The 16,153-nt window shown below is 60.7% G+C and carries 14 protein-coding genes and 1 riboswitch; of the genes, 11 read left to right on the plus strand and 3 right to left on the minus strand.

Annotated elements, in window-relative coordinates; genetic code table 11:
- Window positions 1-155 precede the first annotated feature (155 nt).
- Window positions 156-881, plus strand: coding sequence for a tRNA threonylcarbamoyladenosine dehydratase (locus B5F22_RS01235; RefSeq protein WP_087389930.1), 726 nt, complete (start codon window positions 156-158; stop codon window positions 879-881).
- On the opposite strand, the gene B5F22_RS01240 is transcribed toward B5F22_RS01235, so the two are convergent.
- Entirely contained in the window at window positions 856-1,407 is a 552-nt protein-coding gene (locus B5F22_RS01240) for a phosphatase PAP2 family protein (RefSeq protein WP_242955026.1), read from the minus strand. The genes B5F22_RS01235 and B5F22_RS01240 overlap by 26 nt on opposite strands.
- A gap of 135 nt (window positions 1,408-1,542) precedes the next feature.
- Here B5F22_RS01240 and B5F22_RS01245 point away from each other — a divergent pair, with 135 nt between their 5' ends.
- The 10 genes from B5F22_RS01245 (at window position 1,543) to B5F22_RS01290 (ending at window position 11,069) form a co-directional block, all read left to right on the plus strand.
- On the plus strand, window positions 1,543-2,622 hold the full coding sequence (locus B5F22_RS01245; protein ID WP_087389936.1) for a hypothetical protein: 1,080 nt from the start codon (window positions 1,543-1,545) through the stop codon (window positions 2,620-2,622).
- A gap of 270 nt (window positions 2,623-2,892) precedes the next feature.
- Entirely contained in the window at window positions 2,893-3,393 is a 501-nt protein-coding gene (purE, locus tag B5F22_RS01250) for a 5-(carboxyamino)imidazole ribonucleotide mutase (protein WP_087229673.1), read from the plus strand.
- A gap of 37 nt (window positions 3,394-3,430) precedes the next feature.
- Window positions 3,431-4,141, plus strand: coding sequence for a phosphoribosylaminoimidazolesuccinocarboxamide synthase (gene purC, locus B5F22_RS01255; RefSeq protein WP_087229670.1), 711 nt, complete (start codon window positions 3,431-3,433; stop codon window positions 4,139-4,141).
- An 18-nt stretch (window positions 4,142-4,159) separates the two neighbouring features.
- Complete coding sequence (locus tag B5F22_RS01260; protein WP_087229667.1) at window positions 4,160-5,584, plus strand: amidophosphoribosyltransferase; 1,425 nt, start codon at window positions 4,160-4,162, stop codon at window positions 5,582-5,584.
- A gap of 5 nt (window positions 5,585-5,589) precedes the next feature.
- Complete coding sequence (purM, locus tag B5F22_RS01265) at window positions 5,590-6,639, plus strand: phosphoribosylformylglycinamidine cyclo-ligase (RefSeq protein WP_087389939.1); 1,050 nt, start codon at window positions 5,590-5,592, stop codon at window positions 6,637-6,639.
- 3 nt (window positions 6,640-6,642) lie between these two features.
- Window positions 6,643-7,281, plus strand: coding sequence for a phosphoribosylglycinamide formyltransferase (gene purN, locus B5F22_RS01270; RefSeq protein WP_087389942.1), 639 nt, complete (start codon window positions 6,643-6,645; stop codon window positions 7,279-7,281).
- A 27-nt stretch (window positions 7,282-7,308) separates the two neighbouring features.
- Window positions 7,309-7,387: riboswitch (ZMP/ZTP riboswitch) on the plus strand.
- A 55-nt stretch (window positions 7,388-7,442) separates the two neighbouring features.
- Window positions 7,443-8,156: an IMP cyclohydrolase gene (locus tag B5F22_RS01275; RefSeq protein WP_087229657.1), complete on the plus strand. Its 714-nt coding sequence runs from the start codon at window positions 7,443-7,445 to the stop codon at window positions 8,154-8,156.
- A 3-nt stretch (window positions 8,157-8,159) separates the two neighbouring features.
- Window positions 8,160-9,332 (plus strand): phosphoribosylaminoimidazolecarboxamide formyltransferase, encoded by a 1,173-nt coding sequence (locus B5F22_RS01280; RefSeq protein ID WP_087229654.1) that lies wholly within the window; start codon window positions 8,160-8,162, stop codon window positions 9,330-9,332.
- A 15-nt stretch (window positions 9,333-9,347) separates the two neighbouring features.
- Entirely contained in the window at window positions 9,348-10,604 is a 1,257-nt protein-coding gene (gene purD / locus B5F22_RS01285; protein WP_087389947.1) for a phosphoribosylamine--glycine ligase, read from the plus strand.
- Between the two features lie 12 nt (window positions 10,605-10,616).
- Window positions 10,617-11,069 carry a helix-turn-helix transcriptional regulator gene (locus B5F22_RS01290; protein ID WP_087229648.1) on the plus strand — a complete coding sequence of 151 codons (453 nt, stop codon included), beginning with the start codon at window positions 10,617-10,619 and terminating at the stop codon, window positions 11,067-11,069.
- Window positions 11,070-11,122: 53 nt separating this feature from the next.
- Here B5F22_RS01290 and cls read toward each other — a convergent pair whose 3' ends face one another.
- Window positions 11,123-12,670 carry a cardiolipin synthase gene (gene cls, locus B5F22_RS01295; protein ID WP_087389950.1) on the minus strand — a complete coding sequence of 516 codons (1,548 nt, stop codon included), beginning with the start codon at window positions 12,668-12,670 and terminating at the stop codon, window positions 11,123-11,125.
- Window positions 12,671-12,682: 12 nt separating this feature from the next.
- Window positions 12,683-16,141 (minus strand): DNA polymerase III subunit alpha, encoded by a 3,459-nt coding sequence (locus B5F22_RS01300; protein ID WP_087389953.1) that lies wholly within the window; start codon window positions 16,139-16,141, stop codon window positions 12,683-12,685.
- Window positions 16,142-16,153 lie beyond the last annotated feature (12 nt).

A 16,153-nucleotide genomic window follows, 5' to 3' on the forward strand; every position in this document is an offset into this window, starting at 1 on the left:
TTCAAATCCGTTTTTTCCGGGGACATGCGCATCGGAAAAAACACTTCTCAGCCCGCCAGTGTGGAATTGGGTCGCTCTTTGACCCAATTATGCACGCAGCGGGCTGCATTTTCTCTCAAAAATGCTGGCATTTTTGAGAAAGGAGGCAAACTGACATGGAAGACCAATTCATTCGAACCCGTATGCTGTTGGGGGATGCCGCCATGGAGCGGTTACAGCAAAGCCACGTGGCCGTGTTCGGCCTGGGCGGCGTGGGCAGCTGGTGCGCCGAAGCCCTGTGCCGATCCGGGGTGGGTGAACTGACCCTCATTGATCTGGACGATCTGTCCATGAGCAACATCAACCGCCAGGCCTTCGCCCTCCACTCCACCGTAGGCATGAAAAAAGCGGAGGCTGCCGCCCTCCGCTTAGCTGATATCTCTCCCACCTGCCAGCTCCACCCCATGGCCGCCCGATATGAGGCCCAGACCCGAGAGGCGTTTTTCCAGCACTCCTATGACTGTATCGTGGATGCCATCGACCTGGTGTCCTGCAAGCTGGACCTCATTGAGACCGCCCATGCCCGGAACATCCCCATCATCTCCGCCATGGGCACCGGCAATAAGTTGGACGCCCAGCAGCTGCGCATTGCAGACCTGTCCAAGACTGAGGGCTGTCCCCTGGCTCGGGTGGTGCGAAAAGAATTGAAAGCCCGGGGGATTCTCCACCACCCTGTGGTGTTCTCCCCCGAGCTTCCCTCTCGTGCCCACGACGGGACGGAGACGCCTCCGCCTGGCCGCCGTTCCATTCCTGCCAGCTCCATGTGGGTGCCCGCCAGCGCAGGTCTGTTGCTGGCCCAGTGGGTGATCTCCTATCTCACCGACGAGAACACCGCTCACTGACCCGCCGGACCACCCAGCTGGCCAGGATACCGCAGCAAGTTCCAATCACCGCTCCCGTCAACACATCGGTGGGAAAATGCACCCCCACATACAGACGAGACAACCCCATCAGGGCCGCAGCCACCAGGGCTGCGGCCTTTGCCCATTTTGGCTTCATCGTGAGAAACAGCGCCACGCCAAAGGCAAAGGCCGCCGTGGTGTGTCCAGACGGAAAGGAATTGGGGTCAGAACTGGTGACCAGACACACAAAGTCCTCCATGACCACCCAGGGCCGTGGCCGGGTGATCAGCGGCTTGATGGTCAGGTTGGTCACCACCGCACCAAACGCCAAGGCGGTCAATGCGGTAGCTCCTGCCTTTCTGGTCTGTCGAAAGGCCAACAGCAGCAGGGCCACGGCGATAAAGCACAGGCCGCCATTGCCCAGATTGGTGTAGAACATCACCAGGGGGTCCAACCAGGCCATGCGCAGGTGTTGGGCAATCCACCACAGGGCCCCCTCGTCCAATTGTTGTATCAACTCCAGCACAGTGGTACTCCTTCCCTTGACCCAGGGGTCAAGCATATTGTATAATTGTTCCTGTGAGACAAAATATGGTCTATTCTACTGTATTTTGTCCAGACTTGCAAGAAGATTTCCATGTGATCTTTTGAGGTGAGTGTCATGAAGCAAATTCTCTGCCTGTCCCACACCCCATGGCAGGCTCGCCCCAACCGCACCCAGCAGCTGCTGGCTCGGATGAACGACATCCAAATTCTCTTTTTTGAGCCTCCCGTCCCCCGTGGGATGCCTACTCCCAAGCAGGGCCGCAAGATGCGCCCCCATATTACCGTGTATACCCTTCCCGCTCCCATGTTCGCCCGATGGAATCACCCTTCCATGCAGCGGCGAGATGAGCAGCGCTGCGCCAACTTTATGGAAAAGGTCCTGATTCACCACCATTTTCGGGAGCCGGTGCTGTGGTGCACCAGTCCAGAACAGACCGTTCATCTGGACCAACTGGCATACAGCGGCCTCGTGTACGACTGCTACCGGGAGTGGGACGAGAACTATCTGGACGAAGAGAGCGATTTGACCTGCCATGCCGACGTGGTGTTTGCCGCCTCGCCCGGATTGGTCCAGCGCCTCTCCCCCTGCAACGACAGCGTGCACCTGCTGCCCAACGGGGTCAATGACCGCATGTTCACCCGCCCCGGACTCACGGTGCCTCTCTGTCTCTCCCAGCTGCCCTCCCCGATTCTGGGCCGGGTGGGAGACATCAACGGCCGGATTGAGCTGGAGCCCATGCTCCGGGCCGCTCACACCCACCCGGAGTGGACCTTCCTGCTCATGGGCCGGGTCACCCCCACGGTACGCAGCCGCCTGCGCCGCTATCCCAACATTGTCCTGGCCGGGCCTGTCAATCCGGTGGAGCTGCCCGACTACCTGTTCGCCTGCGACGTGCTCTTTGACCTCTTCCATACCGACACCAAAGGCAGCGATATCATCCCCCCTCGCATGTACGAATACTTGGCCTCGGGAAAGCCCATTGTCACCATGATTGACCCCGATCAGGTGGAGCCCTTCCCCGACGTGGTGTACACCGCCTACGATTCCGCCGGATTTGTGCGCCGCTGCCGCCGGGCGCTGGAGGAGGAGTCCTCCCTGGCTGCCCCTCGCAGACAGAACTATGCCCGCAACGCCTCCTGGGCCAGCCGTGCCAAAGACGCCCTGGAAATTCTGGACCGAGCCGGGTTATTCTAACCAGCCCTTATAGAATCCGCAGGCAATCCATTGTGTAAGCTAACGAAAAAAATTTTATACCTTGATTTGCCCCCTCGTTTGTGTATAGAATAAAGATACTTTTTGTAGAGAGGTGTTGCCCTGTGAAGGCCGAGCATTTTTCTGTTGCATCTGGCATGTCTCAGGGCATCTCTGCGTCCAAATTCCGTCCATAATCCAAACAGGCCGACTACAAGTGCGTGGTTGGCCTGTTTGATTTTTGGCATGCGTTTTGTAAAGGAGAATGGAACAATGAGTAAAAAAGTTGCAGTTATCATGGGTTCTGACTCGGATTGGCCCGTGGTGAAAGGTGCCTGTCAACAGCTTGCCCACTATGGCATTCCCTACGAGGCCCACATCATGAGCGCCCACCGCACGCCCGCCCAGGCCGCTGAGTTTGCCCGCTCCGCCCGTCAAAACGGCTTTGGCGTGATCATCTGCGCTGCCGGAATGGCCGCTCACCTGGCCGGCGCTTTCGCCGGAAATTCCACCCTCCCCGTCATCGGCATCCCCCTCAAGGGCGGCGCTGTGGACGGTCTGGACGCTCTGCTGGCCACCGTCCAGATGCCCAGCGGCATCCCCGTCGCCACCGTGGCCCTCAACGGCGCCAAGAACGCCGCTGTGCTGGCCGCCCAGATTCTGGCTGTCACCGACGACGAGCTGGCCTCCCGTCTGGACGCTGACCGGGACATCATGGCCGCTCAGATCGCCGCCAAGGAAGACAAGCTCCAGCAGGAACTGGCTGAACTGTAATTTCATTCACTTTGAGATAGAGAAAGGACGATTTATCATGAACAAACTGGAACAGCTGTATGAAGGAAAGGCCAAGAAGGTGTTCGCCACCGAGAACCCCGACATCGTGATCGTCTCCTACAAGGACGACGCTACCGCCTTTGACGGCGCCAAGAAGGGCACCATCCTGGGCAAGGGCGCCATCAACAACCAGATGAGCAACTTCCTCATGTCCCAGCTGGAGAAGGCCGGCGTCCCCACCCACCTGGTGGAAGAGCTCAATGAGCGTGAGACCGCCGTGAAGAAGGTTTCCATCGTCCCCCTGGAGGTCATCATCCGCAACATCTCCGCCGGTTCCTTCGCCAAGCGCTACGGCGTGGAAGAGGGCATTGTGTTCGACCAGCCCACCATCGAGTTCTCCTACAAGAACGACGACCTCCACGACCCCCTCATCAACGACTACCACGCTGTGGCTCTGAAGCTGGCCACCTGGGAGGAGATCGAGCAGATCAAGACCTACGCCTTCGCCGTCAATGAGTTCTTGAAGAAGACTCTGGCCGAGTGCGGCGTGACCCTGGTGGACTTCAAGCTGGAGTTCGGCAAGACCTCCGACGGCACCATCGTCCTGGCCGACGAGATCAGCCCCGACACCTGCCGCTTCTGGGACTCCAAGACCGGCGAGAAGCTGGATAAGGACCGTTTCCGTCGCGACCTGGGCAACGTGGAGGGCGCTTATCAGGAGATGAGCCGCCGCCTCATGGGCAAGTAATTTACTAGGAGGAACAGCATGGGAGGCTTTTTTGGCGCCGTCTCCAAGCGGGACGTAACTCTTGATATCTTTTTCGGCGTGGACTACCACTCTCACCTGGGCACTCGTCGGGGCGGCATGATCATTCATGACGCCGCCGACGGCTTCCAGCGTCAGATCCACTCCATTGAAAACACCCCCTTCCGCACCAAGTTCGAGAAGGATCTCCACGACTTCCACGGCTGCAGCGGCATCGGCTGCATCAGCGACACCGACCCCCAGCCCCTGCTGGTTCGCTCCCACCTGGGTCTGTACGCCATCACCACCGTGGGCGTCATCACCAACACCGACCAGCTGGTGGCAGAGCATTTTTCCGAGCCCGGCCACCAGTTCATGGCCATGAGCTCCGGTAAGGTCAACTCCACCGAGCTCACCGCCGCCCTCATCAACCAGAAAACCAACCTCATTGACGGTATCCGCAACGCCCAGGAGCTCATTGAAGGGTCCATGACCCTGCTCATTCTCACCGAGCACGGTGAAATCATCGCTGCCCGGGACCGCCTGGGCCGTCTGCCCGTCCTCATCGGCAAGGGCCCCGAGGGCCACTGCGTGTCCTTTGAGTCCTTCGCCTACCACAAGCTGGGCTACGAGGATGCCTACGAGCTGGGCCCCCGGGAGATTGTCCGGGTCACTGCCGACGGCTTTGAGACTCTGGTCCCCGCTGGCGACGAGATGAAAATCTGCGCCTTCCTGTGGACCTACTACGGCTACCCCAACTCCAACTACGAGGGGGTCAACGTGGAGGTCATGCGCTACCGCAACGGCGAGATCATGGCCCGGGACGAAGAGGCCCGAGGCGTACAGCCCGACGTGGACTTCGTGGCCGGTGTGCCTGACTCCGGTGTACCCCACGCCATCGGCTATGCCAATAAAAGCGGCAAGCAGTTTGCCCGCCCCTTCGTGAAATACACCCCCACCTGGCCCCGCTCTTTCATGCCCGCCAACCAGGAGGTGCGCAACCAGGTGGCCAAGATGAAGCAGATTCCTGTGCCCGAGCTCATTCAGGACAAGAAGCTTCTCTTCGTGGACGACTCCATCGTCCGTGGCACCCAGCTGCGGGAGACCGTGGACTTCCTCTACGAGTCCGGGGCTAAGGAAGTGCACATGCGCTCCGCCTGCCCCCCCATCATGTACAGCTGCAAGTATCTGAACTTCTCCCGGGGCAACTCCGACATGGACCTGCTGGCCCGTCGCACCATCCAGGAGCTGGAGGGCGACGAGGGTCAGAAGCATCTGGAGGAGTACGCCGACGCCAACACCGAGCGTGGCCAGTGCATGCTCAAGTCCATCTGCGAGAAGATGGGCTTTGACTCCCTGGGCTATCAGTCCCTGGACGGCCTGCTGGAGTCCATCGGCCTGGACCGGGATAAGGTGTGCACCTACTGCTGGAACGGAAAGGAGTAATTTTCATGAATCATTCTGACTCTCACTCTGCCTCCTACGCCGCTGCCGGCGTGGACGTCACCGCCGGATATGAGGCGGTGCGCCGCATCAAGCCCATGGTGGAATCCACCTACATTCCCGGGGTCATGGGTACCCTGGGTGGCTTTGGCGGCATGTTTGCCCCCGACATAAGTGGCATGAAGAAGCCCGTGCTGGTGTCCGGCACCGACGGCGTGGGCACCAAGCTGAAGCTGGCGTTCCTCATGGACAAGCACGACACCGTGGGCATCGACTGCGTGGCCATGTGCGTCAACGACATCATCTGCGGCGGCGCCATGCCCCTGTTCTTCCTGGACTACATCGCCTGCGGTAAGAATGACCCCGCCCGCATCGCTGACATCGTCACCGGCATCACCGAGGGCTGCCGTCAGGCTGGCTGCGCCCTGGTAGGCGGCGAGACCGCCGAGATGCCCGGCTTCTACCCCGTGGACGAGTACGACCTGGCTGGTTTCTCCGTTGGCATGGTGGATGAGGAGAAGATCATCGACGGCAAGTCCCTGGCCGAGGGCGACGTGCTCATCGGTCTGGCCTCCTCCGGCGTGCACTCCAACGGCTTCTCTCTGGTGCGTAAGGTCTTCGACGTGGAGCACGCTGACCTGAAGACTCCCATGAACGAGCTGGGCGGCAAGAGCCTGGGCGAGGCCCTGCTGGAGCCCACCCGCATCTATGTCAAGGCCGTGAAGGCCGTGCTGGGCGCTGGCGTGGATGTCCACGCTGTCAGCCACATCACCGGCGGCGGCTTCTATGAGAATGTGCCCCGCATGATGGTGGACGGCCTCACCGCCCAGATCAAGCTGGACTCCTTCCCCACCCTGCCCATCTTCTCCCTCATCCAGAAGGCGGGCAACATCCCCGCTCGGGATATGTACAACACCTTCAACATGGGCATCGGCATGATTCTGGCCGTCCCCGCTTCTCAGGCTCAGGCCGCTCTGGACGCCCTGGCCGCAGCTGGCGAGACCGCCTACCAGATCGGCAGCGTGGTGGCTGGCGAGGCTGGCGTGGAACTGGTGTAATCCATGGGAAAGCGTATTGCCGTTTTGGTGTCCGGCGGCGGCACCAACCTGCAAGCCCTCATTGACGCCCAGGCCCGGGGTGAGCTGGGCGGCGGCACCATTGCCGCCGTCATCTCCTCCAAGGCCGGGGCGTACGCCCTGGAACGGGCGGAGAAGGCGGGGATTCCCCACTATGTCATCCCCCGCAAGGAGTATCCCTCCAACCAGGCCATGACCCAGGCGCTGGTGGCCAAGCTCCGTGAGCTGGACATTGACCTGGTGGTGCTGGCAGGCTTCATGATCATTCTCACCGAAGAGATGGTGCAGGCCTACCCCAACGCCATCTTGAACGTCCACCCCGCCCTCATCCCCTCCTTCTGCGGAGAGGGCTGCTACGGCCTCCACGTCCACGAGAAGGCCCTGGAGTACGGAGTGAAGGTGTCCGGCGCCACCGTCCACTTTGTCTCCGAGGAGTGTGACGGCGGCCCCATCGTGCTGCAAAAGGCTGTGGCTGTGGAGGAGGGGGACACCCCCGAGACCTTGCAGCGTCGCATCATGGAGCAGGCCGAGTGGCACATCCTGCCCCAGGCCGTCTCCCTATTCTGCCAAAATCGGCTCCATGTAGAGGGCCGAGTGGTCCACATTCTGCCCCCGCAAGCTTGACAAAGGCGCTCAGGGCATGATATAGTTAACAGGCTATATGACTGACGGAAGTGGGTTGACCACAGGGAGTATAGCCGTAGAAATGCCGACCGTCTGGGCGCACCTATTTTGTGGATAGGTGCGCCCTTTTTCTTTGACCAACACTTTGAGGAGGTACCACTATGACAACTTTGGATCTGTGCCAGGAGCTGTCCCGCAACCCCTACCCCGGCCGGGGCATCGTGCTGGGCCGCACCGCTGACAACAAGCATGCGGTGATCGCCTACTTCATCATGGGCCGCAGCGAAAACAGCCGCAACCGCATCTTCGAGGAGACGGACGACGGCATCCGCACCCGGGCCTATGACGAGAGCAAGATGACTGACCCCTCCCTGATCATCTATCACCCCGTGCGCCAGGTGGGCGAGGACACCATTGTCACCAACGGCGACCAGACCGACACCATCCAGCAGGGCCTGCTGGCTGGCAAGACCTTTGCCGAGTCCCTGCGCTCCCGCTGCTTCGAGCCCGATCCCCCCAACTACACCCCTCGCATCTCCGGTCTGCTCCTCAAGGACGGAAGCTACAAGCTGTCCATTCTCAAGTCCGCCTACGGCAACCCCGATTGCAACCTGCGCTACTTCTACGAGTACGACGCTCCCCTGCCCGGCACCGGACACTTCATCCACACCTATCAGGAGAACCTGGACCCCCTGCCCTCCTTCGAGGGTGAGCCTCGTCTGGTGGCCATCACCGCCCCGGACGCCGAGACCCTGGCCGGGGACCTGTGGCTGTCCCTCAACGACGAGAACAAGGTCTCCCTCTTCGTCCGCTACATCGACCTGGAGACCGGAGACTGTGAGACTTCCATCATCAACAAACACTGGGAGGTTTAATCCATGACTGAACTGGAACTGAAATACGGCTGTAACCCCAACCAAAAGCCCGCCCGCATCTACATGGACGAGGGTGAGCTGCCCATCACCGTCCTCAACGGCAAGCCCGGCTACATCAACTTCATGGACGCTCTCAACTCCTGGCAGTTGGTGAAGGCCCTGAAGAAGGCCACCGGCCTGCCCGCCGCCGCCTCCTTCAAGCACGTCTCCCCCGCCGGTGCCGCTCTGGGCACCCCCCTCACTGATGTGGAGAAGCAGATCTACTTCGCCGACGGTTTTGACACCTCCCCCATCGCCTGCGCCTACATCAAGGCCCGCGGCGCCGACCGTCTGTGCTCCTACGGCGACTGGGCCGCCCTGTCCGACGTGTGCGACGAGGCCACCGCCCGGTTCCTGGCCATGGAGGTCTCCGACGGCATCATCGCCCCCGGCTACACCGACGAGGCCCTGGCCATTCTCAAGACCAAGAAGAAGGGCAACTATAATGTGGTGCAGATTGACCCCAACTACGAGCCCGCCCCCATTGAGACTCGCCACATCTATGGCATCACCTTCCAGCAGGGCTACAACAACTTCGAGATCAACGAGAGCCTGCTGGACAACATCGTCACCGAGAACAAGGAGCTGCCTGAGGCCGCCCGCCACGACCTGCTCCTGGCCCTGCTGACTCTGAAGTACACCCAGTCCAACTCCGTGTGCTACGTCAAGAACGGCCAGACCATCGGTGTGGGCGCTGGTCAGCAGAGCCGCATCCACTGCACTCGTCTGGCTGGCTCCAAGGCAGACAACTGGATGCTGCGTCAGCACCCCAAGGTCCTGGGCCTCCAGTTCGTGGACAACATCCGCCGTCCCAACCGGGACAACGCCATCGACGTGTACATCTCCGACGAGTACGAGGATGTGCTGGCCGAGGGCGTGTGGCAGGAGACCTTCAAGGTCAAGCCCGAGCCCCTGACCCGCGAGGAGAAAAAGGCCTGGATTGCCCAGATGCACGGCGTGTCCGTGGGCTCCGACGCCTTCTTCCCCTTCGGCGACAACGTGGAGCGGGCCCGCAAGTCCGGCGTGGAGTACATCGCCCAGCCCGGCGGCTCCATCCGGGACGACAACGTCATTGAAACTTGCAACAAGTATGGAATTGTCATGGCCTTCACCGGCATGCGCCTGTTCCACCACTAAGAGGAGGGTCAACCCATGAGAGTACTCGTAGTGGGCAGCGGCGGCCGTGAACACGCCATCTGCTGGAAGCTGGCCCAGTCCCCCAAGGTCACCGAGCTGTTCTGCGCCCCCGGCAACGGCGGCATCGCCCAGGTGGCCACCTGCGTGGATGTCAAGGCCACCGACGTGCCCGGCATGGTGGCTTGGGCCAAGGAACACCACATGGATTTCGTCATGGTGGCCCCGGACGATCCCCTGGCCATGGGCATGGTGGACGCTCTGGAGGAGGCGGGCATTCCCGCCTTCGGCCCCCGGGCCAACGCCGCCATCATTGAGGCCAGCAAGGCCTTCTCCAAGGAGCTGATGGCCAAGTACCACATCCCCACCGCTGCCTATGCCACCTTCACCGAGCTGGACAAGGCCCTGGCCTACATCGAGGAGCAGGGCGCTCCCATCGTGGTGAAGGCCGACGGCCTGGCCCTGGGCAAGGGCGTGGTGGTAGCCTCCACCGTAGAGGAAGCCAAACAGGCCGCCACCGAGATGATGGCAGACAAGAAGTTTGGCGAGTCCGGCTCCACGGTGGTCATCGAGGAGTGCATGGTGGGTCCCGAGGTCACCGTGCTGGCCTTTGCCGACGGCAAGCACGTGGTCCCCATGCCTGCCAGCCAGGACCACAAGCGAGCCTTTGACGGCAACCAGGGCCCCAACACCGGCGGCATGGGCGCCATCTCTCCCCCGCCCCAGTACACCTCTGAGATCGCCAAGCAGTGCATGGAGGAGATCTTCCAGCCCACCATTGACGCCCTTCAGGCGGAGGGTCGTCCCTTCCACGGGGTCATCTACTTCGGCCTCATGCTCACCCCCAAGGGTCCCCGGGTGGTGGAGTACAACGCCCGCTTTGGCGACCCCGAGTGCCAGGTGGTGCTCTCCCTGCTGGACACCGATTTGATGGACGTGCTCCAGGCCTGTGTGGACGGCACCCTGGACCAGCTGGATATCCAGTGGAAGAAGGAGGCCGGGTGCGTGCTGGTGCTGGCCTCCGGTGGCTATCCCCTGGACTACAAAAAGGGCTATCCCATCTCCGGGCTGGAGGAGGCCGGTAAGACCTCCGTGGTGTTCCACGCTGGCACCGCTCTGAAAGACGGCCAATACGTCACCAACGGCGGCCGTGTGCTGGGTGTCACCACCACCGCCCCCACGCTGGAGGAGGCCATTTCCAACGCCTATGAGGCAGGCAAACACATCTCCTTTACGGACATGCACTTCCGCACCGACATCGGACACGCATTTTAAGGAGCGTTTTCTATGATTACCTTGGCCCAGCGCATCACAGAATTGCGCACCCAAAAGGGCATGAGCCGCCCGGAGCTGTCTCTGGCCCTGGGCCTGCCCAAAACCGCTGTGGAGAAGTTCGAGACGGGGCGTCAGACCCCCACCCAGGAGCAGCAGAAGAAGATGGCCGCCTATTTTGGCGTGTCTCTGTTCTACCTCCGGGGGGAGAGCAATGATCCCACCACCCAGGACAGCTGGATGAATGGGGCCATTCCCGACGACGACCCCGCCCCCTATCTCCCACCCCAGCCCAAGCGGGCCCCAGCATCCCGTCCCTCCCCGGTAAAGGAGGGCTCCATGCTGGACCCCATTCTGAAAAGCGCTGGCTTCCAGCAGGCCGTCCACGACGCTGTGGTGGATGTGCTCCGCTCCAAAGAGGGGCAGCAGCTGCTGGAACAGGCGGTAGCCCGTTACCTGCGCAAATAACCACAAAAAAGATCGGACCAGGATGTTCTCTCATCCCAGTCCGATCTTTTTTCTTATAACAGCGGAGCAAGCACCTGCAAGATTTCCCGCCCCAAGCGGCGGTAGTAGGGCACGCTCTTACACTGCTCCAGGGTCACCGCCACGCTCTTGTCCTGGGTACTCAAAAAGTCGTCCCGGATCTGGTGGACAGTGGGGGTGCCATACAGGAGCACCCCGTTTTCAAAGTGCAAAAACATACTGCGGTAGTCCATATTCACCGTGCCTACGGTGGCATAACAGTCGTCCACCACAAAGTTTTTACTGTGGATGAAGCCGGGGGTGTACTCATAGATCTTCACGCCCGCCTCTATAAGCTCGTCGTAGTGGGCCCGGGTCACCTCAAACACCGTCTTTTTGTCCGGGATGTGGGGGGTGATGATGCGCACGTCCACCCCGGACTTGGCGGCGGTGGTGAGGGCTACCGTCATGGAGTAGTCAATGACCAGGTACGGCGTGGTGATGTACACATACCGCTTGGCCCGGTTGATGAGGTTGAGGTACACCGACAGCCCCACCGGCTCATTGTCCCAAGGGCAGTCCTGGTAGGGCTGCACATAGCCCACCTCGCTCCACGCCGAGGGCTCCGGCCGGTAACCGTCAAAGTCCTCGGCACTGTTCTCGGTGAAGTCCCACATGGACAGGAACGACACCGTCATAGACCACACCGCATCCCCCTCCAGGCGGATGGCAGAATCCTTCCAATGGCCGAACCGGGACTTGACGTTGATGTACTCGTCCGCCATGTTGATGCCCCCGGTAAAGGCCACCGTTCCGTCGATGATCATATATTTCCGGTGGTCCCGGTTATTCTGGCGCAGAGACACCACCGGGAGGATGCGGTTAAACACCCGGCACTGGATGCCCAGCTTTTCCATGCGCTCCGGGTAATCCGCCGGAAGGGTGAAGATGGACCCCACGTCGTCGTAGATCACCCGGACCTCCACCCCCTGCTGCACCTTCACTTGCAGCACGTCCAGGATGGAGTTCCAAAGCTTACCCTCTTCAATGATAAAGTATTCGATGAAGATATACCGCTTGGCCCCCCACAGGGCGGCCAGAATGTCGCTGTAACAGTTGTCCCCCAGGGGATAATAGTGGCTCTTGGTGTTGCCATATACCGGGCAGTGGGCCACCTGCTCCAGGTAGTTGGCCATGCACGAGGCATCCGAGCCAATGAGTTGGGTCAGGGCCCCGGCCCGGTGGCACTCATCCCCCAGGTTCTGGCACACTTTCTCCTCCATGATGCGCAGACGCTTCTGGTTGAAGTTGGACAGGTGGTTTCCACCCAAGAGCAGATAGGCCAGCGACCCAAAGGGCATCAGACCCAGAACAATGATAATCCAGCTGATCTTATACCCTGGATTACTCTTACTGGCTACAATCCACACCACCACCAGAATGGACAAGATCAAAAAGGCCCCATGTATCATGTCGTAATGGGGAATCTCCTGTAGCCTGGAAAGGGCAAACACGTAGAACCCCAACTGAACGACGATCAACACCGCCATAATGCCCAGTCGGTGAAACAACAACTTTCCGATATGCGTCAGTATCCGATTCATGGTATCTCCTCTTTACCGCAAAACCACGCTGTCCTCGCCCAGCGTCTCTCTCAGTTCCTCCAGCAGCACCGCATGGTGCAGACAGCCCGCCAGCAGCTTCTTTTTGCTGTCTTGCAGGTAGACCACCGTGCGGCTCTGGCCGGGGAACATACTCAGCAGCTTTTTCAGCCACACCAGGGACTCATTTCCGTCGGGCAGGCGAATCCACAGGGTCTTTTCTGCCTCGCTCTCCTCTGGCGTTGGGCTCTGCTGGTCCTCTCCACTCAGGGGTCCAATCCAGTCGGCCATGATCTGAGGCTCCTTCTCGTCCCGCTGGGACAAACGCCCGGTGACGGCCACAGGAAGCCCTGCCTTGAGGTAGTGGCCACACTCCCCCAGCACCCGGGAGAACACCATCAGCTCCATAGCCCCCGTGGCGTCCTCCAGGGAGACGTAGGCCATCATGGTGTTGTTCTTGGTGGTCTTGGTCTTCACCGTGGCCACCACACCCGCCACGGTCACCTTCTGGCCGTCGGAGAACTTGGGAGGACGGTCCCCCTCCTCCGAGCAGCCCTGGATCAGGGTGGCAATGGGCACCGCACGGAGCTTCTGCACCTGGCGGCGGTACTGGTCCATGGGATGGCCGGACAGATACAGGCCTGTGACTTCCTTCTCCATGGCCATGAGCTCCGCGGGAGAAAACTCGGGAATGTCCGGCAGCTTCATCTCCGGCTCCAGGCTCTCCTGACCACCGAAGAGGTCAAACTGCCCCTCCAGTTTCTGCCGCTGGTCACGGAGAATGGAGTCCACCACCTGCTCAAAGACCTTCAGCAGCTGGCTGCGGCGATAGCCCATGCGGTCAAAACACCCCGCCCGGATGAGACTCTCCAGCACCCGCTTATTGAGATCGTTGTGGCTCATGCGGGCGCAGAAGTCAGGGAAGGAGGTGAAGGGGCCTCCCTGCTGCCGCTGGGTTAGTACCGCATTGACAAAGCCCCGGCCCACGCCCTTGAGGGCGGCCAGTCCGAATCGGATGTTATTGCCCGATACGGTAAAGCTCAGACCCGACTCGTTGATATCGGGGGGCAACAGAGCGATGCCGTTTTCCTTACATTCGGCAATGTACTCCGCCACCTTGTCCTGAGAGTCCAGCACCGAGGTGAGCAGAGCCGCCATATACTCCCGAGTGTAGTGGCACTTAAACCACGCCGTCTGATAGGCCACAATGGCGTAGCTCACGGCGTGGGCCTTGTTGAAGGCGTAGTTGGCAAAGGCGTAAATTTCATCATAGATGGCTTGGGCATCCTCCGCCGGAATACCCCGAGCCACACAACCTTCAATGTTGCGCTGAGGGTCGCCGTTGATAAAGGCCTCCCGCTCCCGCTCAATGTCCTTGACCTTCTTCTTACTCATGGCCCGGCGCACCATGTCCGCCTGGCCCAGAGAGTAGCCCGCCAGGCGGCGGAAAATCTCAATGACCTGCTCCTGGTAGACGATACACCCATAGGTCACGGACAAAATGGGCTCCAGGGCGGGATTCCGGTAGGAAATACACCGGGGGTCCTGCTTACTGGCGATAAACTTGGGGATGGAGTCCATGGGGCCGGGTCGGTACAGGGCGATGATAGCGGTGATGTCCTCAATGTTCTGGGGCTTGAGGCCCACGCACACCCCCGTCATGCCCGCCGACTCCATCTGGAACACACCAGAGGTGTGCCCCTCGGAGAGCATACGGAATACCTCCGGGTCGTCGTCTCGAATCTCGCTGAGAGAGAAGTCCGGGTTGTGCTCCTTGACCATCTTCACAGCGTCGTCCAAAATGGTCAGGTTCCGCAGGCCCAGAAAGTCCATTTTCAAAAGGCCCAGCTCTTCCAGGGTCACCATGGTGTACTGGGTCACGGGCACATCGTCGTTGGTAGCCAGGGGCACATACTCATACACCGGCCGCCGGGTAATGACTACGCCAGCGGCGTGGGTGGAGGCGTTGCGGGGCATGCCTTCCAGCTTCCGGGCCATATCCACCAGCTGCTTGACCTTTTCGTTGCCGTTGTACAGGTCCGCCAGACCCTTGGACAGCACTAGAGCCTTGTCCAGGGTCATATCCAGGGCAAAGGGCACCTGCTTGGCAATGGCGTCCACCTCGGCGTAGGGCATGTCCATCACCCGGCCCACGTCCCGGATGGCCGCCTTGGCCTTCATGGTACCAAAGGTGACGATCTGGGCCACGTGGTCCTCCCCGTACTTCCGGGACACGTAGTCGATGACCTCCTGACGGCGGCGGATGCAGAAGTCAATATCGATATCCGGCATGGTCACTCGCTCAGGGTTGAGGAATCGCTCGAAGTACAGGGAGTACTTCATGGGGTCAATGTCGGTGATATACAGACAGTAGGACACCATGGACCCGGCGGCAGAACCACGCCCCGGGCCCACGGGGATACCCTGGCTCTTGGCGTAGCCGATGAAGTCGGAGACGATGAGGAAGTAGTCCACAAAGCCCATGCGGCGAATCATGTTCATCTCCATCTCCAGCCGCTGCTGGTACTCCTCCCCGGCCCCTGGATACCGCTGCTGGAAGCCCTGGCGGCACAGGCGCTCAAAATAGGCGTCCCCATCGGTCTCCCCCTCCGGCAGCTTGAACTCCGGCAGGTGATGGACCCCGAACTGGAAGTCCACCTGACACATCTGGGCAATCTTGGAAGTGTTTTCAATGGCCTCCGGGCACTGGGGAAAGAGGGCGCACATCTCCTCTTCGCTTTTGATGTAGAACTCCTGGGTCTCAAAGCGCATACGGTCGGTGTCCTCCAGCCGCTTGCCTGTCTGGACGCACATGAGCACGTCCTGCATCACCGAGTCCTCTCGGGTGAGGTAGTGGGCGTCGTTGGTGGCCACCAGGGGAATCCCCGTCTCAGCGTGGAGGCGGAAAATCCCGGCGTTCACCGCCTTCTGCTGGTCGATGCCGTGGTCCTGAATCTCCAGGTAGTAGCTGTCCTCCCCAAAGATGTCCCGCATCTCCAGGGCGTGGGCCAGCGCCCCCTGGTAGTCCCCCGCCATCAACCGCCGGGGAATTTCCCCGCCCAGGCAGGCAGACAGGGCGATGAGGCCCTCACTGTGGGCCCGCAACAGCTCCATATCCACCCGAGGCTTGCCGTAAAAGCCCTCCACATAGGCCATGGACACCAGATAGCTGAGGTTGCGGTACCCCGTCTCATTTTTACACAGCAGCACCAGGTGGCGGGGAGAGCCGTCCAGCTCTCGGGTGTGGTCGAACCGGGACCGGGGGGCCACATACACCTCACAGCCGATGATGGGCTTGATGCCCGCCCCCAGGCAGGCCCGGTAAAAGTCCACAGCGCCGAACATCACTCCGTGGTCGGTGATGGCCACAGCCTCCTGTCCCAGCTCCTTGACCCGCTCCACCAACTGCTTGATGCGGCAGGCCCCGTCCAACAGGGAGTATTCGGTATGTACATGTAGATGGACAAAAGCCATGAATGTATCCTC

This window comes from Pseudoflavonifractor sp. An187 (assembly GCF_002160275.1).
GTDB lineage: Bacteria > Bacillota > Clostridia > Oscillospirales > Oscillospiraceae > Enterenecus > Enterenecus faecium.

What these genes read in the sequence shown, in the direction of transcription:
- B5F22_RS01235 (WP_087389930.1), top strand. Translation starts at nt 156, where the DNA reads ATGGAAGACCAATTCATTCGAACCCGTATGCTGTTGGGGGATGCCGCC.
- B5F22_RS01245 (WP_087389936.1), top strand. Translation starts at nt 1,543, where the DNA reads ATGAAGCAAATTCTCTGCCTGTCCCACACCCCATGGCAGGCTCGCCCC.
- purE (WP_087229673.1), top strand. Translation starts at nt 2,893, where the DNA reads ATGAGTAAAAAAGTTGCAGTTATCATGGGTTCTGACTCGGATTGGCCC.
- purC (WP_087229670.1), top strand. Translation starts at nt 3,431, where the DNA reads ATGAACAAACTGGAACAGCTGTATGAAGGAAAGGCCAAGAAGGTGTTC.
- B5F22_RS01260 (WP_087229667.1), top strand. Translation starts at nt 4,160, where the DNA reads ATGGGAGGCTTTTTTGGCGCCGTCTCCAAGCGGGACGTAACTCTTGAT.
- purM (WP_087389939.1), top strand. Translation starts at nt 5,590, where the DNA reads ATGAATCATTCTGACTCTCACTCTGCCTCCTACGCCGCTGCCGGCGTG.
- purN (WP_087389942.1), top strand. Translation starts at nt 6,643, where the DNA reads ATGGGAAAGCGTATTGCCGTTTTGGTGTCCGGCGGCGGCACCAACCTG.
- B5F22_RS01275 (WP_087229657.1), top strand. Translation starts at nt 7,443, where the DNA reads ATGACAACTTTGGATCTGTGCCAGGAGCTGTCCCGCAACCCCTACCCC.
- B5F22_RS01280 (WP_087229654.1), top strand. Translation starts at nt 8,160, where the DNA reads ATGACTGAACTGGAACTGAAATACGGCTGTAACCCCAACCAAAAGCCC.
- purD (WP_087389947.1), top strand. Translation starts at nt 9,348, where the DNA reads ATGAGAGTACTCGTAGTGGGCAGCGGCGGCCGTGAACACGCCATCTGC.
- B5F22_RS01290 (WP_087229648.1), top strand. Translation starts at nt 10,617, where the DNA reads ATGATTACCTTGGCCCAGCGCATCACAGAATTGCGCACCCAAAAGGGC.
- cls (WP_087389950.1), bottom strand. Translation starts at nt 12,670, where the DNA reads ATGAATCGGATACTGACGCATATCGGAAAGTTGTTGTTTCACCGACTG.
- B5F22_RS01300 (WP_087389953.1), bottom strand. Translation starts at nt 16,141, where the DNA reads ATGGCTTTTGTCCATCTACATGTACATACCGAATACTCCCTGTTGGAC.